Raw genomic sequence first — 21,531 nt, 5'->3', positions numbered from 1 at the left:
GTCACACCTCCTCCCTTCAGGCGGTTCGAATTGCCTTGAAGGCTTTCGTTTGTTCGGTAAGCGCTATTTCTGTCGGCAGACGCTCCATAGAGGATGCGCCATAGAAACCGTGACAGTTTTCAGTATTGTTCAGAACGTATTCTGCATCCTGTGGCATCGCGACCGGGCCGCCATGGACAAGGATTATCGCATCCGGGTTGACCTTCAGCGCAGCCTCTGACCAGGCATTGACCAGCGCCGGGCATTCTTCCAGCGTCAACGCCGTGCCCGCCCCGATTGACCCACCCGTGGTCAGCCCCAGATGGCACACGATGATATCAGCCCCCGCCTTTGCCATCGCCGTCGCGTCGTCTTCATTAAAGACATAGGGTGTGGTGAACATGTCTTTTTCATGCGCCAGTCGGATCACATCCACTTCCTGGCCATAAGACATTCCGGTTGCTTCCAGATTGGCCCGGAACGTCCCATCAATCAGCCCGACCGTTGGAAAATTCTGAATGCCGGAAAAGCCGATGGCCTTCACCTGATCCAGATAATGATCAAAGATACAGAACGGATCGGTGCCATTCACCCCGGCCAGAACCGGCGTCTTTTTGGTGACGGGCAGGACTTCATGGGCCATTTCCATCACCACATCATTGGCATTGCCATAGGCCATCATGCCGGACAGAGAGCCCCGCCCCGCCATGCGATACCGCCCGGAATTATAGATCACGATCAGATCAATACCGCCTGCCTCTTCGCATTTCGCAGACAGGCCAGTGCCCGCCCCGCCCCCAACAATCGGTACGCCCTTGCGCTTCATATCCTGAAACTTCTCAAGCAGGTCTTTTCGTTCAAACCGCGGCATAACGGGTATTCCTTTTCATCGGGTTTATCTCTTCCAGCGCCTCAATCGCTGCACGCGCGAAAGCTGGATCATTAATATGGTGGGAAACACGAATCAGGCGGCGATTGCCCCCTTCCTGGAACCGGGCGGTCAAGGCATCAAACAGGGCCTTATCCGCCGCTGGGTCATGGAATGCTTTGCCCGGCGCATCCAGGGCCGACACGCCGCCTTCCGGGATCAGGAACCGCACAGGTCCGGTCATCTCATTCAATCGACTGGCAATCCAGTCGCCCATTTTGGCATTCTCTGACGCGGTAGTGCGCATCAGGGTGACTTGCGGGTTATGTTCCACAAAGACCCGATCCTTATACTTTTCCGGAACAGTATTGCGGGCCCCGAAATTCACCATATCCATCGCCCCCAGCGACCCGACATAGGGAATGCGGGTGCGGATGATGGCCCCGAAGCGATCCTCTGTCGCGGCGAATACGCCCCCACACATCATGTCGCAAATCTCTGTCGTGGTCAGGTCCATGACAGCAGATAACAGACCGCTATCTGCAAGCTTTTCCATCGACCGCCCCCCAACGCCGGTCGCATGGAACACCTGGCAGTCATACAGGTCATCCAACTGCGCGGTGACTTGCTGGATTGCCGTGGTCGTCACCCCGAACATTGTCAGGCCCAGCCCCGGCTTGGCAGGTATTTTGTCGCGGGTAATTTTGTCCGCAGCCGCGCGTTTCACCATGCCGACCATCGCATTGGCACCATTCGCCAAAACCTGGCGCGAAATCTTGTTCAGCCCCTGCACGTCGGTTACGGAATACATCATCATAATGTCAGAAGGCCCAACATATTGCCCGACCTCTCCAGAGGCGACGGTAGAGATCATTACCTTGGGCAAGCCAATCGGCAGGCGACGCATCGCCGGGGTGGCAAGTGCCGTACCGCCGGAACCCGCCGCAGAAATGATCCCGCCAATACCGCGCTGGCGCGCAATCCAGTTTTCAAAGGCATCCGCCATGGCCCGCACGGCGGTCCCACGATCCGAATCAAAAACCGCTGAGGATCCCCCTTTGTGGTAGGGCGCAACCAAATGAGGGGGAACATCGGCGCTGGACGGCTTGCCAGACGTTGAAAGGTCGACGGTGCGCACCCGAAGACCCTGAGCGGCAATGCAGTCACGGATATAGGACAGTTCAGCGCCCTTGGTATCGAATGTGCCAACCACATAGACGTCATTGCCAACCAGCGATTCCAACGGGGTCAGCGGTTCTTTGAATAAGGGCTCCGGCTTGGTATCAAAAGGCCGAACCCGTTCTGGCGGCTTTGATGCTGGCATGTCAGCGGGCGCGGCTTCACTTCCTTCAGACCAGCGCGCCGCAGACCACCGTGTCGGTGGCACATAAACCAGGCTGGGAGACGGTGGCTTTGCCAAATCTTCCGCAGGCTCTTGCGTTTCAGGGTCTATCTGGGGAACTTCCGCCGTTGGCTCCCATGCCGGAAGGTCGACGTCTTCGTGAGAATGGCGACCAACGCCCAACAGGCGCTCCTGCAGGGCCCGGTCATTTGCCAATTGAGCGGCGGGCATGACACGGCTGATTTTGCCATTGACCATAATCGCCACATCTTTGGCAATCGACGTGGCGACAGAGATATTCTGTTCGATCAGAAGGATCGCAACATCGCTTTCTTCGGTCAGTCGAACCAACAGTTCTTCAACCTGATCCACGATGACAGGGGCAAGCCCTTCCGTTGGTTCATCCAGAACCAGCAAGCGGGGGTCTTGCAAAAGGGCGCGGGAAATCGCCAGCATCTGCTGCTCCCCGCCCGACAATTGAGCACCGCCATTGCGCTGACGTTCCGCCAGGCGCGGGAACGTGTCGTAGATACGCTCAATCGTCCAGGCACCACCGCCGGTGTCGGACAATCGTAAATGTTCATCCACTGTCAGTGAGGGCCAAAGACGGCGACCCTGCGGCGTATAGCCAATTCCTTTACTGGCAATTTTGTAAGGGGGCTGACCGATCAGTTCCTCCCCCAGAAACCGGATTGATCCGCGCCGGGCAGGCTGTAGGCCCATGATCGTATTGCATAATGTCGTCTTACCCATGCCGTTGCGCCCGACGACGGCATGGACACCTGCCTCCAGGGTCAGGTCCACCCCTTGCAGCGCATGGGACTGACCGTAGTAAACGTGCAGATCCCGCACCTGCAATACGGCAGAAGAGGCATTTCTGACGGGGGTTCGATTAGCCATGGGCATTCCCCAGATACAGCTCCTGCACCTCTGGATCGTTTTCGATCTCGTCAGGCGTGCCTTCCTTGAAGATCCGGCCATTATGCATCATCGTGACACTATCCGCGACGCGCAGCGCCACATCCATATCATGTTCGATAATTATAAAGCCCATATGCTCAGGCAGTGATTGCAATATCTCAATCAAATCGGTGCGCTCTGTAGGCGACAGCCCCGCTGCGGGTTCGTCCAGCAGGATCAGGCGTGGTGCGCCCGCAAGCGCCAGGGCAATTTCAAGCTGGCGCTGTTGGCCATAACTCAATTCAGAGACCGGTCGGTCTTTGACATCATCCAGATGAACGGCAAGCAGCAGCGTCTCCGCGCTTTCCATCGCCGTATCGGACCGCCCCGGCCGGCGCAGCGAAAACCGACCCCGGCTGACACCGCGACAGGCAAGGTAAATATTGTCGATCACGCTCAGCCCGTTAAACAACAGGGAAATCTGATAGGTACGGCGCAGGCCGCGACGGATTCGCTCCTGACTGGGCAAATCCGTCACGTCCTCACCAAACAAACGCACACGGCCCGTGGTTGGCGGAAAATCCCCTGTGATCGCATTGAACAGAGTGGTCTTCCCCGCCCCGTTTGATCCCAGGACCGCCCGCCGCTCTCCCGCCTTTACGGTTAAGTTAATATCCGCCAAGGCCACCAATGCGCCAAAATGGCGACTGACAGCTTCCAGCTCCAGCGCATAACGGCCGGTGCTTTGCAGACGGGAAAGGGCGTTCGTACCAACCATGATCCGTGCTAACCCTTAACCACAGGTCGGGTTTTCACGACCAACCTGGCCGTATTTCAAGAATTCATCATAAGACAGGCCCAGGGTTTGAGAGACCTGTGGGATAACCTTGATGACCTTGTTGACCAGATTCCCATCCGGGCCGACGATCACTTCTGACAGGAACATGTCAGCAATGGCGTTGCGACGCTCGTCCAGGCTGACCTTACCAGTTGGCGTGTCGAATTCCAGATCGGACAGAACAGCCCGATATTTCGCACCACCATCAGACAGGTCGCCATTCACAGCGTCCAGACCCAAAAGAGCGGCCTTGGTGTTGATGTAATAGGCATGAGCAAAAAGCGACGGTGATGGGAAACCATCAGGGAACTGCTTCTTGTAAGCAGCAACAAAAGCATTCCACGCTGGATCGTCCCACGTATCCGAAATCGGGCCAGCAGAGGGTGTGCCGATGATGAAATCCCGGGTCCGGCCCTTGGAGCCAAGCACGGTTTGGTCAACGGTGATGGAACCACCGATCAGCGGGGCGCTGCCGCCCGCCTGTTCATACTGCGTCAGGAAGTTGACGGCATCAGCCCCGCCCAGCGCAACAAAGATGGCATCCACATCATCTGGCAATGCTGCAATGACGGAGGAGTAATCCTTGTTGCCAATCGGAACCCAGAAGCGGGCGTCAACCGGGGCTTCCCCGCCCAGACGACAGAAGGGTTCAAGGAACCCAAAAACCTGCGTATAGGGGAAGGAGTAATCTTCGGCCAGGACCGCCACTTTACGGTAGCCCTTCTCATTATAGGCATATTCCCCAAGACCGGCCATCCATTGTGCACCCTCAGTGCCAAAGCGGAAGAAGTTGTCGGCCGGGTTACGCAGCGTCGTATCCTGAGCGGCCGATGAGCCATTCAGGAAGGTCACTTCCGGGTGGGTTTTGGCGTAATCTTTAACCGCCAGACCTTCGGAACCAGACAGCGGGCCCACCAAGACCTGCACGCCATCTTGTTCTACCAGTTTGCGGGCGGCCCGTACGGCACTGTCAGGAGACGCATCAGACGAGCCTGTTATCAGGTCAATCTTCTTGCCGCCTGCTGTATAGTTGAACTCTTCCAGCGCCATTTTGACGCCCCGCATACCATCTTCACCCAACACGGTGAATGCACCTTCCAGGGTTGCGAGCGCACCCATCTTGATGGTGTCCTCAGCCATGGCCGGGCTGGCAAACGACAGGATCGCCGCCGCTGCTAGGGCCTTTTTACCGATACCAAGCATAGTAACCTCCCTTAAGGTTTGGTTTCTTCCAACGATCCAGCGGCATGCCGGTCGTTCGTCTTTGTGCTGCCATATCCTGACCGCACTTTTCTTCCGAACCGGATCTTGTCACGCGTCCGATTCCAAAGTCCCAACAACCCATCGGGCGAAAACAGCACGATGAGCAAAAACGCCACCCCGATCACGGTGTTGAACCGTTCCCGGTCAATCAAATCGATGGCGAAATTCTCTAAAAGCACAAAGGCAATCGCCCCCAGGAACGGCCCGATTGGATGGCGCATTCCACCAACAACGGCGATGACCAGGATGTCGATCACAACATCCACACCGACGGAGCCAGGCGATATCCGGCCATTGAACCAGACCATCAGAACACCCGCCGTCCCCGCAATAACACCCGACATAAAGTAAGCCGCGATGCGATGCAGGGTGACGTCATAGCCCAACGCCCGCATCCGGCGCGGATTGTCGCGGATCGCCTGCAGGCTGAGCCCGAAGGTCGAGCGTGAGGCATAGAGCACCGCAAAGAAAAATCCCGCAGCGATAAAAAGCGTTAAATAATAGAAGGGCACCGGATCGCGCCAATACACACCCAGGACCGTTGGGGGTTCGATGCCTGCAAAGCCGGTAAATCCATTGAACACCGGATAATTCTGTCGCACGAAATAGAAGAAGGCGACCCCAATCGCCAGGGTGATCATGATGGTATAGATCCCCTCTGTGCGCACTGAAATCGCGCCGATAAAAGCACTGAACAATGCCGCAGACAGGATGGCAACGGGGGCTGTCATCCACCAGGGCCAGCCCAGCCCCATCACATCCATGCTGTTATCGCCCAGGATGGCAACCAGATAGCCTGCCAAGCCTGCGACAGTCATCTGCGCCAGGCTGACCATCCCGCCATAGCCTGCCAACATCATCAGCGATAAGGCGATGGTTCCCAGGATCAGGGAATAGGCACCAATCTGATAGGTGAAGAAATCAGACGAAAAGGCAGGATAGGCGATTAGAAAAACCGCCAGTGCCAGCTTTGCCGGATGTATATCGCTGAGAGAAAATCCACCGGAAAAGAGCTGTCGTGAATCCATGGTCTAGCGCCCCCCCATCAGGCCTTGAGGGCGCACAGCCAGCGTCACCACCATGATCAGAAAGGTCAGCACGACCCCGTATGTCGGGAAATAAGCCAACCCAAACTGCTCAGCCAAACCAATCAACAGCGCACCAATTGCCGCGCCTGGCACGGACCCCAACCCGCCAACGATTACCACAATCAGGGATGCCAACAGGTAGCGAATGTCTTCCCCCGGCGCGATGGAAAGCGCTGTGCCACCAACCACCCCGGCAAATCCAGCCAGCCCGGCCCCGATTGCGAAGACCAAGGCAAAGACCAGCTGCACATTCACACCAGACGCGGACAACATTTCCCGGTCATTCACCCCAGCGCGGATCATCATTCCAATCCGCGTGCGGTTCAGGAACAACCAAAGCCCGATGCCAACCGCCACTGCAGCCGCCAAAACGGACAAGCGATAAATGGGATACATGATATAGACGGCATCGCCAGACGACTTAATCACCGATATTACTGGCAACTCAGCGGCACCAAACAACCATTCCGGCGGTTGGAACTGATATGTTGTCCCGGTCCAAATCGCCAACATCAGGTCAGCGGCAATGATCGAAATGCCAATCGTCACCAGTGTCTGGCGCAGGTCATCACCCTCCATGCGCCGGAACACCAGAACCTGCAGCAACACCCCTGTCAGGGCAACCGCGCCGAAGGCGATCGCCAACCCAAAAAACCAACTACCCGTCAGTTCCGCCACCTCGTAACCGATATAGCCGCCCAACAGATACATAGACCCATGCGCCAGGTTCACATTGCGCATCAATCCAAATACCAGCGTAAACCCGCTGGCCACCAGGAAGTACAGCCCGCCAAGCGTAACACCATTCAATAGTGTGCTAACGAAAGTCTTCTTGCGGCCAATCGCATCAATCAACCACTCGGGCCATACCGAAAAGATCAGCCACAGCAATATGCCAATGGCGACCAGCAAGACGATTGCCCAAAAGGTATGCCGCTCAACAAACTGCCTCATGCGCGCGCCCACTGACGCGCGGACAGGTCTGAGGAAACGCGCGACCGATAGACCTCACGAACCAAAGTCGCAAAGACACAGTGATCCTTGAATATCACGTCTGTACCCTCCCATTTGGACCGGCACCGTACGAAACGTGCCCAGCGCCCATATTATTCAGGGGTATTCCCCTATGGCCTGTTTTCCGGCCTTGATGTTCAAGCTTGGCGTCAACAGAAATTGCCCGCAAGGACCCAGACTCATAGATTTGGGTAATTTTGGGTAATAACCGATGCCATATTTCTGATTCTCTTGACTCTACTCACCTGCTGCGGCGCACAATTTTTCTCAAAATCTGATGGAAAATTTAAATTGCACCAATTCCAACCATTCAGATCAAAATTAACCCAATCAGGTTCATTTGTTATCATAATAGGTATAACTATGAACCAATGGTCAAGAAAAATAATGATGATGGTGTAATTTTCTTGACAAAATGAACCAATTGAACCTATTCAAAAGAACCCATGTCGTTTTGGCAGTTATGAAAGAGTCCACCGTGCGAAACTCTGCCTCCCATCGCATCGCCGCAACCTTATCGCGCGACATAGAAAACAGGCGCATCGGCAGCCCGACATCGGGCGGCGCCATTCGATTCCCGACGGAGCGGGACTTGGCAACGCGTTTTGGCGTAGCCCGCAACACAATTCGCCGCGCCATGGATGCACTGGAAGAATCCGGCAAGATCTCCAGGGAGGTTGGTCGTGGCACTTATATAAATGCCGTTCCTGTTTCGGGCAGTGATACGATCGAAACCGATGCTTTATATTCGGAACCCCTGTTATTGCCAAAACGGGATGTCAGCCCGCGCGCCCTGATTGAAGCCCGAATGATGATCGAACCTGCCGCAGCCGCAGCCGCAGCAATCAATGCAACCGATGCAGATATAGAGCTTTTGATGCGTGCCCAGCTGGCTTCAACCAACACGGATATTATGGAAGAATTCGAAAAGCAGGATGCAGAGATCCATCGCCTGCTCTTTGCCATGACCCATAATGACATCGTGCAGCATATCGATCTGATGATTCGCAGCCTGCGCGATGATGCCGACTGGCTGGCCGCAAAACGCCGCGCCTATTCCGCGACCCTGAAGGCCCGCTATGTCACCCAGCACGCGGCGATCATTGATGCGGTCATCAACCGATCCCCGACGGCCGCACGCGAAGCGATGACGCGCCATCTGGAAGAGGTGCGCCAGGCCCTGCTGGAAAGCTGATCTGGCGAAACGGGTAAGTTTGAGTAATATGACAGCCTATGACGTCACTCTCCTCCTGGCGGATTGTTCCGCGCCGCAATAGACTGTCGCGTGTTTCAGCGGCACCACAGCAATTTTTGACCCTGTCTGCGCCACTACAGCATGACAGCCTTCCGCCGGAGGTTGCTTTGCTATTGCCCAACCAGGATGGTGTCCGCGCGCTGATTCCGGCGCTCCGTACTGTGACGATCAAATCCAATGGCCCGCTAGGTCTGGGCTTGTTTCTTGCCGACCCGTTCTTCGTGGTTGACCATCGTATCGATGCCATCAAACAAGCAGGCATTACCTGGGTGACGAATTTGCCAAGTGTAACGCAGTATGATGACAGCATTGCCCTGCAGCTATCAGAAGTGCAGTTCAATCTGAATCGGGAGTTGGAGCGGCTTGCATCATTTAAAATGGCTGGTTTTCACATCGCCGTCACGGTCACCGATGCAGCCGGATCGGTCGAAGCCTGCAGGATCGATCCCGAATTCCTGATCGTCCTGCCCCATGTGGGTGATTTTGGGGCGGGGTTTCCATCTTTTCGGCAGAGAGGGGCCGCCATAGACGCCATAGCCCGCGCCACAAAAGAGGTTCAGTGGACAGGGGGGATCTATGGCCTGGGCACCGCGATTGAGGCGGAGTCAGAAAGCCTTTGGCCCGATGCGCTGGACGGATTGATTTGCCGACCCCAGGTCTACACACAGGACCCCCACTAATGTACGCCTTTCAGTTTACTGTATGCGTACAGACCAATAATAGAGCGAAATTGGCAGGGCCCTTATGCCATTCTATCGGGTCAGTCCATATTTCTGAATCTTGTTGTACAGTGTTTTTCGCGACATACCCAATGCCTGTGCCGTGCGCCCCCGGTTGAAACCATGCCGCCACAGCGCATCGGCAATTCGATCTTTTTCTGTCCCGATATCTCGCATAGGCTCCGGACCATTCAACAAGGGCAGTATATCACTTCGGCGAATGCGTTGACCCGTCGGGGCCGCGCCAAGAATATCCAGCAATTGGCCCAGCAAGGCATGTATCTCTGTTTCATTACCGGGCCACAGATGTTCCGTCAGCACCTGCATTGCATCTGCTGAAAAATGATCGCGGGCGATCACCTCACCAAACCGTTCAATCGACATCTGTTGGATCAATAACAGAAGATCATCCATTCGTTCGCGCAGGGGCGGCACCCGAATGCTCCATCCACGCAAAACCTCAGTCAGGGATGGGTCCAATCCCGCTGCCTGCGGGTCCGACGCCGTACTGACCAGCACAACACGACGGGCCATTGGAATTGGACGGCGAGACCCGGGGGTTTGAAATACACCATCCCGCATCGCCCGGGCCAGGCGTCGCTGAGTTCCCGCAGGCAGGCGTTCCGGCGCGAAGATCACGACCAGATCACCCTCGCCCGCTTCCAGCGCGGGGCGGCGTTTCAAACTGGCATCATTCGATCCAAACAGAATGCTGCGCGCGCGCGTTGGAAAATCCTCTCCCGCGACATCTATTTGAACCATGGATGGAACCGCGCCATTCGCAGACCCCAATGCCTTCAAACATGACAATGTCTGCAATCCAGGTTCCGCCAAGAGCAATACAGAGCCCTGAGCCGACGACAAAGCCTTAAGGCGCGATAGGAAGTTTAAATGCGCCTTGGCGTGACCGACAAACCCGTATGGACGACCCCAGGCGACCAGCCGCGCCCCTTCATCGTCCAGCACATCCCTGCGCTGCCCGGCATGCCGAAAGCGGTCAACCTGATCAGCGACAGAAACTTCCAGTGGCATGCGCTCGAACGTGGAACCGCCAACATATCCATCTATCGGTGCCAGATGCAGCAGGCGGCGCAGATCGTCGGCTGTCTCTATCGGGCCACCTTCCAATAAGAACCGCGTCTTAGGACTGATCCGCTTGATCAACCGGCCAATCTCCAGCACGGCGACGGCAACTTCTTCGATGGTTTCGCGCTGGCGATGCCCCTGCGCCCCGCCAACATTCCATCCCAAATTAAGACAGACCATATCCAGGCCGACATCTGCGGCCAGTCGGGCCTGAGTGCGTGTTGCACAATAGAACATAGCCGTCAGCCCGACATCCTGAACCGCCTTTAACTGGGCGACTTCCTGTTCAATGCCGCGACCGGCGCGCGCGAGAATATGCTGCATCGCATGAGAATAGTGCATGCAACTGGGAAAATTCACCGCGCCCGCAAATCCCGCCCGCTGGATCGACATCGCCTTTTGCGTAACGTCCAGCCGCTCTTCCCAGACATTGACGCCCAACAGGACCGGCAGCTTGGTCTGTGGCAAAACTTCTTCCCCAGCAAATTTCTCCGTCAGGGTGGTCGCATCGAATACAGGTAACATGCAAGCAATTGACGGCACCCCCATGCTGCGCAATCGACCGGCATTCAATGCGATCAGGAAATCAGCCCTGCCCCGTTGGGCCGCCATCGCAGTGCTGCCAGACCCGATCGCCGCCCCAATCAAAAAAGACCCATCTGTCAAAATCTGTCGCACCGCACCCACTTTCAGCCCTTACCCTGGTATTCCCGACGGACATCAGCTTCATCACACAGCCTTATCAATTGGCATAGCATGCTACCGAATTTACTGCGCTGGCAAAACATTCAGAGAATAATGATCGCAGGCACCGCATACCCACGTCATCGACAAAAGGGCATCAAGAATCCTACTGCAGGCAAGAAGTGATGTTGTCAGGCAATGCATGTCTACATTGCACGGTTTATCAGAAATAAAACCAGTACCGAATGACAATCGGTATTGACACAAAAAATTACTTGGCCTCATACTCGTTTCAATATCAAAAACGAAGAACAGGAGGGTTATGATGAGACGGTATTTTGCAGTTCTGGGCCTATCGACACTTCTACTGACCGGTGCGCCTGCGCAGGCAGAAGAAGCTGTGCTGAAAGGCGCCATGTTTATCAAGTCTGACAAGTCACTGTTTCGGTCAGTCTTTAATCAATTCGTTGAACGGGTAAATGAAACAGGAAAAGGGCTGGTTCGCATTGACCCGGTTCTGGGCCCTGAAGCAATTCCATCCCGGGAAATGCCCAATGCGTTAAGCGAGGGTGTGATTGATGTTGCCGGGCTTCCCCCCGCTTACTATCGCGGGATCATATTAGAGGCAGATGCCCTGCAATTGGCTTCTGTCCCTCCTGCAGAACAGCGGAAAAATGGGGCGATTGATTATCTGCAAACCCGCTATAATGCGGCCGGCTGGCAGTTTCTGGCACAATACGGATATGGGTTACAATTCCACTTATTCCTGGACGAGCCGATTGAAACGCTGGCGGATCTGAAAGATTTCCCCCTTCGTACGACCCCGACCTACCGACATTTCTTTGATGCGCTTGGGGCGCGTCAGGTGGAAACCAGCCGTGGCGAATTGTATACGGCGATGGAACGCGGCGTGGTGGATGGATATGCCAATGCTATGTCCGAAGTCGCACCCGCGGGCTGGGATGACGTGACGAAATATCGTGTTGATCCTGGTTTCTATCACGCCGTTGTCACAATCACAGTCAACAAGGAACGTTGGGATTCCTTGTCTGATGAGCAGAAAGCGGTTCTTTCCAGCGCCGCAGAAGCCGTCGAAATGGAAATGGCGCCAGCCATGGTCGCAGCAGACCAGGCTGAAGGTCAGAAGATGGTTGATAAGGGAATGACGGTTATCACCCTTTCCAAGGATGACGCCGCCAGTCTGCAAGACATGGCGCTTGGTGCCTATTGGTCACTTCTGGAAGGTGAAAACGCGGACAGCATTGGCAAATTGCGGCCACTCCTGTCGAAGTAACTTAGTCTCTGATCGATCGGAAAATTAAAATGCGCGCTGTAAGACTGTTTGACCGCCTGATTGATGGGCTGGCAGTTCTTGCAGCGTGCATTCTTTTCGCGATCACTTTTCTCATCGCCTTTGATGCCTTAACGCGCCATATCCCATTTGCTCCGCGCCTGAACGGTGTCATCGAACTGACCGAATATGCGCTCTACATCGTTACCGTTCTGGCGTCTCCCTGGGCGCTGCGGCTGGGCGCACATATCATGGTCGAAATTGTGACCGACTCGCTGTCTCCAAAATGGAAATCCATTGCGGCTGTGATGGTCAATTTGATTGGCCTAATTGTCTCGGCAACCCTGATTTACGCTGGAGGCCTTGCCACATGGAAAGCCTGGATGGCAGGCACATTGGTGTTCAAGTCATTCATCTTTCCACAATTCTGGCTGCTGCTTCCATTACCAATCGGTGCACTGCTGTTATTGATAGAATTTCTCCTGCGCCTGTCTGGCATACGCGGCCGTACACCGCCCACCCTGCAACACCAAATCCAAGAAGGTTAAAATCATATGGAATGGTATTTTGCCCTTCCCCTTTTGCTGGGTGGCGTGATTTTTTTGATGATGCTGGGAACGCCCGTCGCCTTTGCTTTCCTAGGGGTCAATGTGGTCGGTGCCCTGGTTTTCCTGGGAGGAAATGGGGGATTGATCCAATTGGCCCGGAATGCAGTTGATGCGGTCTCGTCCTTCTCACTCGCCCCCATCGCAATGTTTGTCCTGATGGGAGAGATCCTGTTTCAGACCCGCCTTGCCCATCGTGCGATTGATGCCGTGGACCGTTTGATTCTGCGAGTGCCCGGTCGGTTGTCCCTGGTGGCGATCTGTGGCGGGACCGTATTTTCAACTCTTTCCGGCTCAACAATGGCTAATACCGCTCTTCTGGGCAGCACCTTGTTACCCGACATGCGCAAGCGTGGGTATCATCCCACCATCGCCATGGGGCCGATCATGGCAACGGGCGGTATCGCAATGTTGATTCCCCCATCTGCCTTGGCTGTTCTATTGGGCAGTCTGGCTGGTATCTCGATTGGTAAATTGTTAATCGCAGGCATCGTCCCTGGCTTGTTAATGGCCTGTTTGTGCATTGGCTATGTGGTTATTCGATGCCATCTGAACCCCAGCCTTGCCCCCAGCCAGGACGTGCAGGCGATGTCGTTCAGGGAACGCATAGATCCCTTCTTGAAACATGTTGTTCCCTTGTTCGGATTGTTTGTCCTGGTCGTCGGCGGGATTCTGACCGGTGTCGCAACCCCCAGCGAATCCGCTGCATTAGGAGCCATCGGCGCGTTGATCGCCGCAATGCTGTACCGCCAGTTAACCTGGGAGTCCCTGAAGCTGGCCTTGATGGAAACGACAAAAATTACTGTCACCATCTTACTGATCATTGCCGGTTCACTGACATTCTCTCAGATTCTTGCTTTCTCGGGGGCAACTTCCGGCCTATTGACCATGGTGAATGCCCTGGGTCTGGACCCGATGGTTCAGCTGTTCGCGATGATCGGTATCCTGCTGTTTCTGGGGGCCTTCATGGACCAACTCAGCATGTTACTGATCACGCTGCCATTCTTCATGCCAATGGCGACGGCGGCAGGATATGAACCCGTGTGGTTTGGTGTGATCCTGTTGCTGGTGATGGAGATCAGCCTGACGACGCCGCCATTCGGACTGCTGTTATTTGTCATGAAAGGGGTTGCCCCGCCAGAAGTCACGATGCGGCAGGTCTATATGGCTGCGGCCCCATTCGTCGGGTTAGGATTGTTGCTGTTGTTGTGCATCATATTTGTGCCAGAACTGGCAACAGGATTGGTATCACTAACCAGCCCTTAAAGCCGCCCCAACAAGACATCGGCAGACCAATCCGCGATCACATCGATGGCTAGACTGAAATTGTCGCCATTCACATGTTCGCAACCGCCTTCTTCTTTGGTGAAGACCCGTAAGTCCCTGCGTCGGGCATTTACCGCGCCATCAATGGTCTTCTGTGCCTGATCGAAGGGAACCTGGCGGTCATTTTCGCCATGAACCACCAGCAACGGACATTCGATCCGGTCTGCAACGCCTGCTAGGCTCATCTTGGCAATCATCGCAGCACAGCTTTCTATGTCAGGCTGACCATAGACCTTGAGGGCGTGATCAATCCAACCCGGAATGGACCTGGCCGCATTGGGATCGCGCAAGATTCGGCCATGAGATTCCGTATTATCCCAACGCGCACCCCAGGCAATACAAGCTTTCAAGCGTTTTTCGAATGCAGCCGCGCGCGGGGCATAGTATCCACCCAGGCTCATGGCGACGATGCCAATTTCATCATTGGTGTCATCCCGCCCCATCAGATAATCGACGCAGGCTGAGGCTGGACGCTCCGTCTCTACCACGGCGGGCAGGCCACGATCGCGCAACGCCAGACCAACGCCTGGATGATCAACCAATAAGGTCGATACCCCTCGTGCGCGCAAGGCATCTGCCAGACCAGACAGATACGTCCATTCCTTGGTCACATCAAATCCATCGAAACCAATCATACAGGGTTGCGGACCATCCCCCTGACCCCGCAGGAACAGAGCCGGCAGCGTTGTTCCCTCATAGGGAATCTCAACCCATTCCATAGGAATATCCGCATTCTGGATCGATTTTTGAAATGTTCCGCGCATCGCATCATAGGCAAGCGCCTTGCGTGGATCATCATGGGGGGCCATACGGTCCGCCTGTTGATAATAGACGCAGGCGCGTCGGTATTTTCCTGCCGCACTCAAGCGATGGTTCTCAGAAACATCCTGATCAGCCTTGCTTTCCAATTTTTTGGCCAGTGCCAACCAGGCCTCCAGCCACGCGACCTGAATAGTGGTATTCGTCTTGGCGTCCGGCGCAGCAGCCAAAGCACGCAGTGGTCGACACGCCTCATCAATCTCGGATGGATGTCCCCCCAGTTGCATCGCCATCAAAACGGCGAGGTCCCAAGAATAATTCTCACCAAAATATTCGAACATGTCGTGCCTCGCGTTGCTGTCACAGAACAGATTTAGTTTACAGAAAACGATTACCAATCGGTATTAAGCATTGACCAGAAAATGTCTATATGAAACCATTTTATGCATAAAATATTTCGTCCGTGATCAAGGTAGGACCCTAAATGGTTTTTTCAGAACCAGAAACATTAGAAGAGGTTTGTCATCTGCTCTCCGAACAGCCGGACGCCCGCTGTTTGGCCGGCGGCGCCAGTTTGGTTGCCATGATGAATGCAGGGTTGCTGGCACCGTCCCATTTGATCAGCCTTCGGAAGATACCGGATCTGGCGAATATTCAAGCCTTACCCGATGGTTCCGTCCAGATTGGGGCAATGGCCCGTCACGCCGATGTCGCCCGCTATGATGGATTTACCGGGGCGCAAAGGATCGTTGCCGCAGCGGCCCGACGGATCGGACATCCCGCAATCCGCAATATGGGAACCATCGGTGGCTCTATCTGTCACGCGGATCCATCAGCAGATTACCCGACAGCGATCACCGCCGCCGATGCCATCGTTAACATTGCCGGATCTGGGACGACACGTCAGATCCCGGCGTCGGAATTCTTTGTTGATTGGCTGGAAACTGCCCTTGAACCGGGGGAGATTGTTGTATCCGTTGTCATTCCGCCTGATCCAAGCGGTGCTTCGGTACATTATGAAAAATTTACCCGCGCGGATGGGGATTTTGCCACAGTTTCTGTCGCCGTGTGTCTGCGTATTTTAGATGATGTTGTAAAAACAGCCCGGATCGCTGTGGGGGGCATCGCTGAAAAGCCGGTGCGCAGTCCGTCTGATGAAAACAGCCTGATCGGACATCCCCTGACAGAAGATGCGATCCAGGATTTCAGTGCTTCCCTGGAACCGTTGTGCAATCCGATCGACGACATGCGGGGCAGTGCCGACTATCGTTTGATGTTAATGCCGCGTTTGATCCACCGGGCCCTGAGCCAGGCATTGAAGACCCAATTGACCTCTGATCTGGAGGGAACGGCATGACCGATACCGATGAGATTCCAATTCGCTTTACGCTGAACAAAAGCCCTAAAAATATCTTCTGCAAATCAACGGAAACGTTGCTGTCCCTGTTGCGGGAAGGTTTTGGACTAACCGGATCGAAACGAGGCTGCAACCAGGGCCTTTGTGGCGCCTGCACGGTTCTGATTGATGGCAACCCAATGCGGTCCTGCCTGACGATGGCTGCGACCTGCAACGGGCGGGATGTGGAAACGGTAGAGGGGCTGTTGGAGAATGGAAAACTGTCTGTCTTACAGCAAGCCCTGGTCGACAGCGGCGGCGTACAATGCGGGTTTTGCACAGCGGGTGTGACCATCGCCCTGACGTCCTTGCTACGCGAAGACCCCAAGCCGGATCGCACAAAGATAAGGGAGGCTCTGTCAGGTCATCTTTGCCGATGCACAGGATATGTAAAAATTGTGGATGCCGCCGAGGCTGTCGCGGGGAAGGCAGGATCATGACGAATTCTTTTAGTGCAGTTGGGATGTCTTCCGCTCGTCTGGATTCATCAGAAAAAGTGGGTGGGGCGGCAAAATATGCGGATGATTACACGGTGTCTGGCATGCTGTATGGAGCAATCACCGCCAGTCCGATTGCAAGCGGGCGCATCAAAGCCATTGATTTGACCGACGCCCTTGCCGTGCCGGGGGTTATATCGATCATAACGGCGGATGACTTACCCGACAAATTGGTCGGCTCCTTTATCAAAGATGAAGTAACATTGGCGCGCGGCCACGTCCGCTATGTTGGGGAGCCTGTAGCGGCCGTCGCAGCGGAAACCAAGGAAGCAGCCGACCTCGCAGCACAAATGATCTCGGTTGACTATGAAGATTACACAGCTGTCTGCTCTCTGGATGACGCCTTGGCGCAAGACGCCCCCTTGGTGCATCCAGATCAGGATCGCTATACGCGTAACAGCGATACAGAAACCAACGGCAATATCTTCTGGTCCGCCGGTATTCTGGAAGGTGATCCAGAGTCAGTCTGGGGGGCCTGTGATGTCATTGTCGAAGATGTCTATGAGACACCCGCCCAGTATCACGCCTATATGGAACCCTGCAGCGCCTTGGCAGAACCGGACCTCGCCGGTCGCATTACTGTGCGTTCAACCGCACAATCAATCTTTTATCTACAGGGTCGCATTAGCGAGGAACTGGATATCCCGATGTCCAAGATCCGCTGTATCGCCCCCAAGATCGGCGGAGGCTTTGGCGGCAAAAACGGCGTTAGTGTTCAGCCCATTGCGGTTGCTCTCGCCCGCGCATCAGGACGCCCTGTTAAAATCACTCTGACCCGGGCGCAAGATATGGAAATGCTGCGTTCCCGCCATCCTACGCGCATTAAAATGCGCACAGGCGCAAAACAGGATGGCACCCTTGTCGCGCGAGAAGCAGAGCTTTGGTTCGATGCTGGTGCCTATTCAGACGAGAGCCCAGCAGTGCTGAGCTTCGGGATGCTGTGTTCCAGAGGCCCCTATAACTGCCCCAATGTTCGTGTTAAGGGCCATGCCGTTTACACCAACAAACTGAAAGCGGGCTCCTTCCGGGGGTTTGGCAATCCACAGGCAACATTCGCCAGTGAAAGCCAATTGGACGCACTTGCCGCAAAACTTGATATGGACCCGATAGAATTGCGCCGCCGCAATGCCATGAAGGCTGGTGACGCTTGGTTGGGGGGCCAAACAGTGCCGTCCTGTGCAATGACCGAATGTCTGGATGCGCTGGATGCGGCTCTGAAGAAAGATGTCTCCGCTTTGCCAGCCCCCCAGGACGGGTGGGTCAGGGGCGTTGGCATATCAGGCCTGTCTCATATTTCCGGCCTGATGGGCACCAGCGCCTTTGTCAATTTGCGGGCTGATGGCACGGTTGCCCTGCAAACCGGCGTGGTGGATATCGGACAAGGGTCGGATACCGTGTTACCGCAAATATGTGCGGAGACATTGCGCCTTCCCCTAGAATCCATCGCCTATGCGACCCAGGACACAGACAGTTCCCCATATAATTGGAAAACTGCGGCCAGCCGTATCACCTACACCGCGGGACGGGCTGTGATGCAGGCGACCGTGGAAATGCGGGATCGAATCCTGAATGATGCTGCAGATATGCTGGAATGCAGCAAGGATGATCTGGAACTGGAAATAGGCGGTACGGTCCGGGTTGTCGGATCGGACCGGCAGACGAGTTTCAGGGAAATCGCAGCCCGGGCCTTCAATCGCGTCGGGGGTCCAATTATGGGACACCATGCCTTTGCCTTCGACGGGCCGCGCTTTGATCCCAAACGGGCCGAGATGTCGAATTTTGCCTTTGATAATCTGGGCGTCTATGTTTTTGGGGCCGTGGGGGCCGTCGTGGATGTCGATACAGTGACCGGCAAGGCTGTGGTTCAGAAAGTCTGGTCCGCTCACGACATTGGGCGTGCCATCAATCCACAAAGTGTCGAGGGACAGGTGCATGGCGCTGTCGTTCAGGGCGTTGGCTATGCCCTGCTGGAAGAATTGGTGTGGGAAAACGGCCATCTAACCAATCCATCCTTTATGGATTACAAAATTCCTGACGGATTGGATTCTCCTGATGAAATCGTGGTCATGCTGATTGAAGACGCCCCGGAAACAACGGGACCGTATGGTGCCAAAAGCATTGGAGAAGCCGGTATCGTTGGCGTTGCCCCCGCGATTGCCAATGCAATCTATAACGCGACCGGCGCACGAATGACGCGCATTCCCATGACCTCTGAGAGACTCCTGAATGGAATTCTATCGCAATCCGGGACGTAAGAGCTTCATTTGAACTCCGCCTGACTGTGCAAGTTCGTTCCTCTGCGCATCACGATCTATGATGCGACAGCCAGACGGTCCGGGCGTTTGCCACCTTTTTGCAGGCCGACTTGTGCGATGAAGCCATAAAGCGGTTCGTCGGGCAGGCCGGATTCCAATACCTTGCGCACGGCAATCAATTTTTCCAGATCAATGCCGGTTCGCAGTCCCATTTCTTCCAGCATATAGACCAGGTCTTCCGTCACAATGTTGCCAGAAGCCCCTGGTGCAAAGGGGCAACCGCCCAATCCTGCAAGAGATCCGTCAAAGGTTGTAATCCCGATATCCAAAGCCGCCAGAACATTCGCCAGGCCCAGTCCACGGGTATTATGCAAATGGGCCCCGCCTAATTTGTCCTCACCAATTTCGGCACGTACCGCCTTGAAGACACGCCGGATACCGGCAGGGTCCGCCATGCCTGTTGTATCGGCCAGCCCAACTTCATCCACCCCCGCTTCCACCAAGGCAACCGACAGACGGACAACGTCATCCTGGGCGACCGGACCCGCAATGGTACAACCCCAGACAGTGGATAAACCGCCTTCAATTGCGGGGCGCTGTCCTTCAGGCAGACTGTCGCGCAGGGCACAGATCCGGGCAATCTCCACAATGCTTTCCTCTGGAGTTTTGTTCACATTAGCCCGGTTATGGGGGGCACTGACGGAGATCGGCACGGTGATCTTATCAGCCCCTGCAGCCATTGCGGCCTCTGCACCGCGATAATTCGGGGCCAGAACCGCCACATGCAATCCAGGCAGTGTTTTAGAGAAACGCGTGATCTCATCAGCATCGGCCATGCCAGGCACCAATTTCGGTGGCACGAAGGAACAGACTTCAATCTCCCGCAACCCGGCAGCATGCGCATCCGTAATCCAACGCTTCTTGTCAGCCGTGGACATGATTGATTTTGCCATCTGCAAGCCATCTCGCGGGCCAACTTCGCTGATCAGAATGTCGATATCGGTCATGGTCAGGTCCTTTATGATCGTGCAAAGGGAGTTGCGTGATAACATGCATTCGTTCTATTCTACGTAACGTCGTTCTAAAATATCAACTAAATTCGAGAATGACAAGTATATGGAGGATGCCAGAATGCCAGAAGAAACCCTCGATCATCTCAAGCAATCAGGAACTCAATCCACCTTACCGCTCGCGGGCATCCGGGTAATTGAGTTCAGCCATATGGTTATGGGGCCGACCTGTGGTCTGATTCTGGCCGATCTTGGTGCGGATGTGATCAAGGTGGAACCTGCACCAGAGGGGGATAAAACCCGCAAGCTTACGGGATCCGGGGCTGGCTTCTTTACTGCCTATAATCGCAACAAGCGGTCCGTCGCTGTGGACATTAAATCTGTGGAAGGCAAAGCGTTTGTCGAACGCCTGATCGCGACGGCAGACGTGCTGGTTGAGAATTTCCGCCCTGGCGCGCTGGACGCGATGGGCCTGGGATATGCGAAACTGAAAGAGACTAATCCCGGATTAATTTATTGTTCCGCGAAGGGGTTCCTGGCGGGACCTTATGAAAAGCGCACCGCCCTGGACGAAGTGGTTCAGATGATGGGCGGCCTGGCCTATATGACAGGGCCACCCGGCCGTCCCCTGCGCGCCGGCGCATCAGTCAATGATGTGATGGGCGGTATGTTCGGCGCCATTGGCGTAATGGCTGCGCTTCGACAACGGGATGTTACGGGGCAAGGCAGTGAAGTGATTTCGGCCTTATTTGAGAACTGCGCCTTCCTCAGTGGCCAGCACATGACGCAATTTGCCATGACAGGAAAGCCCGCCGCCCCCATGCCTGCACGGCTTTCGGCCTGGGCTGTTTATGACGTCTTTGATTGCAGCGATGGCGAACAGGTTTTTGTCGGCGTTGTGTCTGACAGACAATGGAAGACCTTTTGTGAGGATTTTCATCTGCTGGATCTGCTGGCTGATCCGGCCCTGGATACAAACGCCAAACGGTGCCATGCCAGAGATGCCTTCCTGCCCCAAATCCGCCGCCTGTTTCTGACCATTCCGTCAGAAACCCTGATGGCAAACTGTGAAAAATCGGGCCTGCCCTATGCGCCGATCCGCCGACCCGAAGATCTGTTTGACGATCCCCATCTGCAACAATCCGGCGGCCTGCTGGATATAACCCTGCCCGATGGAACGGAAACGCAGGTCCCTGCCTTGCCAATTTCCGTTGGCGGTTGGCGCCCTGGTGTTCGACTGAACATTCCCCGCAGCGGTCAACATAGCCAGGAACTGGCACAGGAACTCGGCTTCAGTAACGAGGAAATTGATACCTTGAAGCAGTCTGGGATTATAAATTTCTCAGACTGACTTTG

General features: G+C 55.1%; 18 protein-coding genes. 9 read left to right on the top strand and 9 right to left on the bottom strand.

What is annotated here, in order from left to right:
- Positions 1-16 precede the first annotated feature (16 nt).
- From ACOSDR_RS11370 to ACOSDR_RS11345, 6 genes are read right to left on the bottom strand one after another with little or no spacing between them, the layout of a single operon-like run.
- A complete protein-coding gene (locus tag ACOSDR_RS11370; protein WP_420724941.1) occupies positions 17-850 on the bottom strand; it encodes a phosphoenolpyruvate hydrolase family protein in 834 nt (277 codons plus the stop codon).
- Positions 837-3,089: an ABC transporter permease gene (locus ACOSDR_RS11365; protein WP_420731318.1), complete on the bottom strand. Its 2,253-nt coding sequence runs from the start codon at positions 3,087-3,089 to the stop codon at positions 837-839. Before ACOSDR_RS11365 ends, ACOSDR_RS11370 begins: the two co-directional genes overlap by 14 nt.
- Positions 3,082-3,867 (bottom strand): ABC transporter ATP-binding protein, encoded by a 786-nt coding sequence (locus tag ACOSDR_RS11360; protein ID WP_420731317.1) that lies wholly within the window; start codon positions 3,865-3,867, stop codon positions 3,082-3,084. The genes ACOSDR_RS11365 and ACOSDR_RS11360 overlap by 8 nt, the downstream gene beginning before the upstream one ends.
- Positions 3,868-3,882: 15 nt before the next feature.
- A complete protein-coding gene (locus ACOSDR_RS11355; protein WP_420724944.1) occupies positions 3,883-5,130 on the bottom strand; it encodes an ABC transporter substrate-binding protein in 1,248 nt (415 codons plus the stop codon).
- Positions 5,131-5,141: 11 nt separating this feature from the next.
- Positions 5,142-6,218 carry a branched-chain amino acid ABC transporter permease gene (locus tag ACOSDR_RS11350; RefSeq protein ID WP_420724945.1) on the bottom strand — a complete coding sequence of 359 codons (1,077 nt, stop codon included), beginning with the start codon at positions 6,216-6,218 and terminating at the stop codon, positions 5,142-5,144.
- A 3-nt stretch (positions 6,219-6,221) separates the two neighbouring features.
- Positions 6,222-7,232, bottom strand: coding sequence for a branched-chain amino acid ABC transporter permease (locus tag ACOSDR_RS11345; protein ID WP_420731315.1), 1,011 nt, complete (start codon positions 7,230-7,232; stop codon positions 6,222-6,224).
- 538 nt (positions 7,233-7,770) lie between these two features.
- Here ACOSDR_RS11345 and ACOSDR_RS11340 point away from each other — a divergent pair.
- Together ACOSDR_RS11340 and ACOSDR_RS11335 are read left to right on the top strand one after the other, a co-directional pair.
- On the top strand, positions 7,771-8,487 hold the full coding sequence (locus ACOSDR_RS11340; RefSeq protein ID WP_420724947.1) for a FadR/GntR family transcriptional regulator: 717 nt from the start codon (positions 7,771-7,773) through the stop codon (positions 8,485-8,487).
- Between the two features lie 38 nt (positions 8,488-8,525).
- Positions 8,526-9,227 carry a hypothetical protein gene (locus ACOSDR_RS11335; protein ID WP_420731314.1) on the top strand — a complete coding sequence of 234 codons (702 nt, stop codon included), beginning with the start codon at positions 8,526-8,528 and terminating at the stop codon, positions 9,225-9,227.
- A 72-nt stretch (positions 9,228-9,299) separates the two neighbouring features.
- Here the strand turns inward: ACOSDR_RS11335 and ACOSDR_RS11330 are convergent, their stop codons facing one another.
- The gene (locus ACOSDR_RS11330) at positions 9,300-11,030 is read right to left on the bottom strand and encodes a phosphoenolpyruvate hydrolase family protein (protein ID WP_420731312.1); all 1,731 of its coding nucleotides are present in this window, start codon (positions 11,028-11,030) and stop codon (positions 9,300-9,302) included.
- A 328-nt stretch (positions 11,031-11,358) separates the two neighbouring features.
- Between ACOSDR_RS11330 and dctP the strand changes: the two genes are divergently transcribed.
- The 3 genes from dctP to ACOSDR_RS11315 are packed head-to-tail and all read left to right on the top strand — an operon-like array spanning position 11,359 to position 14,198.
- Positions 11,359-12,330, top strand: a complete 972-nt coding sequence (gene dctP, locus ACOSDR_RS11325) for a TRAP transporter substrate-binding protein DctP (protein ID WP_420731311.1) — start codon at positions 11,359-11,361, stop codon at positions 12,328-12,330.
- A 29-nt stretch (positions 12,331-12,359) separates the two neighbouring features.
- A complete protein-coding gene (locus ACOSDR_RS11320) occupies positions 12,360-12,875 on the top strand; it encodes a TRAP transporter small permease (RefSeq protein ID WP_420731309.1) in 516 nt (171 codons plus the stop codon).
- Positions 12,876-12,881: 6 nt separating this feature from the next.
- Complete coding sequence (locus ACOSDR_RS11315) at positions 12,882-14,198, top strand: TRAP transporter large permease (RefSeq protein ID WP_420731307.1); 1,317 nt, start codon at positions 12,882-12,884, stop codon at positions 14,196-14,198.
- Here the strand turns inward: ACOSDR_RS11315 and ACOSDR_RS11310 are convergent.
- Positions 14,195-15,310 carry an alpha/beta hydrolase family protein gene (locus ACOSDR_RS11310; RefSeq protein ID WP_420724953.1) on the bottom strand — a complete coding sequence of 372 codons (1,116 nt, stop codon included), beginning with the start codon at positions 15,308-15,310 and terminating at the stop codon, positions 14,195-14,197. The genes ACOSDR_RS11315 and ACOSDR_RS11310 overlap by 4 nt on opposite strands.
- A 191-nt stretch (positions 15,311-15,501) precedes the next feature.
- Between ACOSDR_RS11310 and ACOSDR_RS11305 the strand changes: the two genes are divergently transcribed.
- Genes ACOSDR_RS11305 through ACOSDR_RS11295 form a run of 3 tightly spaced genes read left to right on the top strand, consistent with a single transcriptional unit; the run spans position 15,502 to position 19,165 of the window.
- The gene (locus ACOSDR_RS11305) at positions 15,502-16,374 is read left to right on the top strand and encodes an FAD binding domain-containing protein (protein WP_420731305.1); all 873 of its coding nucleotides are present in this window, start codon (positions 15,502-15,504) and stop codon (positions 16,372-16,374) included.
- Positions 16,371-16,853 (top strand): (2Fe-2S)-binding protein, encoded by a 483-nt coding sequence (locus ACOSDR_RS11300; RefSeq protein ID WP_420731303.1) that lies wholly within the window; start codon positions 16,371-16,373, stop codon positions 16,851-16,853. Before ACOSDR_RS11305 ends, ACOSDR_RS11300 begins: the two co-directional genes overlap by 4 nt.
- On the top strand, positions 16,850-19,165 hold the full coding sequence (locus ACOSDR_RS11295) for a xanthine dehydrogenase family protein molybdopterin-binding subunit (RefSeq protein WP_420731301.1): 2,316 nt from the start codon (positions 16,850-16,852) through the stop codon (positions 19,163-19,165). The genes ACOSDR_RS11300 and ACOSDR_RS11295 overlap by 4 nt, the downstream gene beginning before the upstream one ends.
- Before the next feature lie 56 nt (positions 19,166-19,221).
- On the opposite strand, the gene ACOSDR_RS11290 is transcribed toward ACOSDR_RS11295, so the two are convergent.
- A complete protein-coding gene (locus ACOSDR_RS11290) occupies positions 19,222-20,172 on the bottom strand; it encodes a hydroxymethylglutaryl-CoA lyase (RefSeq protein WP_420731299.1) in 951 nt (316 codons plus the stop codon).
- 124 nt (positions 20,173-20,296) lie between these two features.
- On the opposite strand from ACOSDR_RS11290, the gene ACOSDR_RS11285 reads away from it, so the two are divergent.
- Positions 20,297-21,526 (top strand): CaiB/BaiF CoA transferase family protein, encoded by a 1,230-nt coding sequence (locus tag ACOSDR_RS11285; protein WP_420731298.1) that lies wholly within the window; start codon positions 20,297-20,299, stop codon positions 21,524-21,526.
- The last annotated feature ends 5 nt before the right edge of the window (positions 21,527-21,531 follow it).

Source organism: Hwanghaeella sp. 1Z406 (assembly GCF_048892425.1).
GTDB lineage: Bacteria > Pseudomonadota > Alphaproteobacteria > UBA8366 > Aestuariispiraceae > Pacificispira.
Note: the sequence above shows the minus strand (reverse complement) of the source record. Positions and strands in the feature narration are given on the sequence as shown.

What these genes read in the sequence shown, in the direction of transcription:
- ACOSDR_RS11350 (WP_420724945.1), bottom strand. Translation starts at nt 6,218, where the DNA reads ATGGATTCACGACAGCTCTTTTCCGGTGGATTTTCTCTCAGCGATATA.
- ACOSDR_RS11345 (WP_420731315.1), bottom strand. Translation starts at nt 7,232, where the DNA reads ATGAGGCAGTTTGTTGAGCGGCATACCTTTTGGGCAATCGTCTTGCTG.
- ACOSDR_RS11355 (WP_420724944.1), bottom strand. Translation starts at nt 5,130, where the DNA reads ATGCTTGGTATCGGTAAAAAGGCCCTAGCAGCGGCGGCGATCCTGTCG.
- ACOSDR_RS11320 (WP_420731309.1), top strand. Translation starts at nt 12,360, where the DNA reads ATGCGCGCTGTAAGACTGTTTGACCGCCTGATTGATGGGCTGGCAGTT.
- ACOSDR_RS11360 (WP_420731317.1), bottom strand. Translation starts at nt 3,867, where the DNA reads ATGGTTGGTACGAACGCCCTTTCCCGTCTGCAAAGCACCGGCCGTTAT.
- ACOSDR_RS11290 (WP_420731299.1), bottom strand. Translation starts at nt 20,172, where the DNA reads ATGACCGATATCGACATTCTGATCAGCGAAGTTGGCCCGCGAGATGGC.
- dctP (WP_420731311.1), top strand. Translation starts at nt 11,359, where the DNA reads ATGATGAGACGGTATTTTGCAGTTCTGGGCCTATCGACACTTCTACTG.
- ACOSDR_RS11285 (WP_420731298.1), top strand. Translation starts at nt 20,297, where the DNA reads ATGCCAGAAGAAACCCTCGATCATCTCAAGCAATCAGGAACTCAATCC.
- ACOSDR_RS11295 (WP_420731301.1), top strand. Translation starts at nt 16,850, where the DNA reads ATGACGAATTCTTTTAGTGCAGTTGGGATGTCTTCCGCTCGTCTGGAT.
- ACOSDR_RS11335 (WP_420731314.1), top strand. Translation starts at nt 8,526, where the DNA reads ATGACGTCACTCTCCTCCTGGCGGATTGTTCCGCGCCGCAATAGACTG.
- ACOSDR_RS11300 (WP_420731303.1), top strand. Translation starts at nt 16,371, where the DNA reads ATGACCGATACCGATGAGATTCCAATTCGCTTTACGCTGAACAAAAGC.
- ACOSDR_RS11365 (WP_420731318.1), bottom strand. Translation starts at nt 3,089, where the DNA reads ATGGCTAATCGAACCCCCGTCAGAAATGCCTCTTCTGCCGTATTGCAG.
- ACOSDR_RS11305 (WP_420731305.1), top strand. Translation starts at nt 15,502, where the DNA reads ATGGTTTTTTCAGAACCAGAAACATTAGAAGAGGTTTGTCATCTGCTC.
- ACOSDR_RS11370 (WP_420724941.1), bottom strand. Translation starts at nt 850, where the DNA reads ATGCCGCGGTTTGAACGAAAAGACCTGCTTGAGAAGTTTCAGGATATG.
- ACOSDR_RS11310 (WP_420724953.1), bottom strand. Translation starts at nt 15,310, where the DNA reads ATGGCGATGCAACTGGGGGGACATCCATCCGAGATTGATGAGGCGTGT.
- ACOSDR_RS11315 (WP_420731307.1), top strand. Translation starts at nt 12,882, where the DNA reads ATGGAATGGTATTTTGCCCTTCCCCTTTTGCTGGGTGGCGTGATTTTT.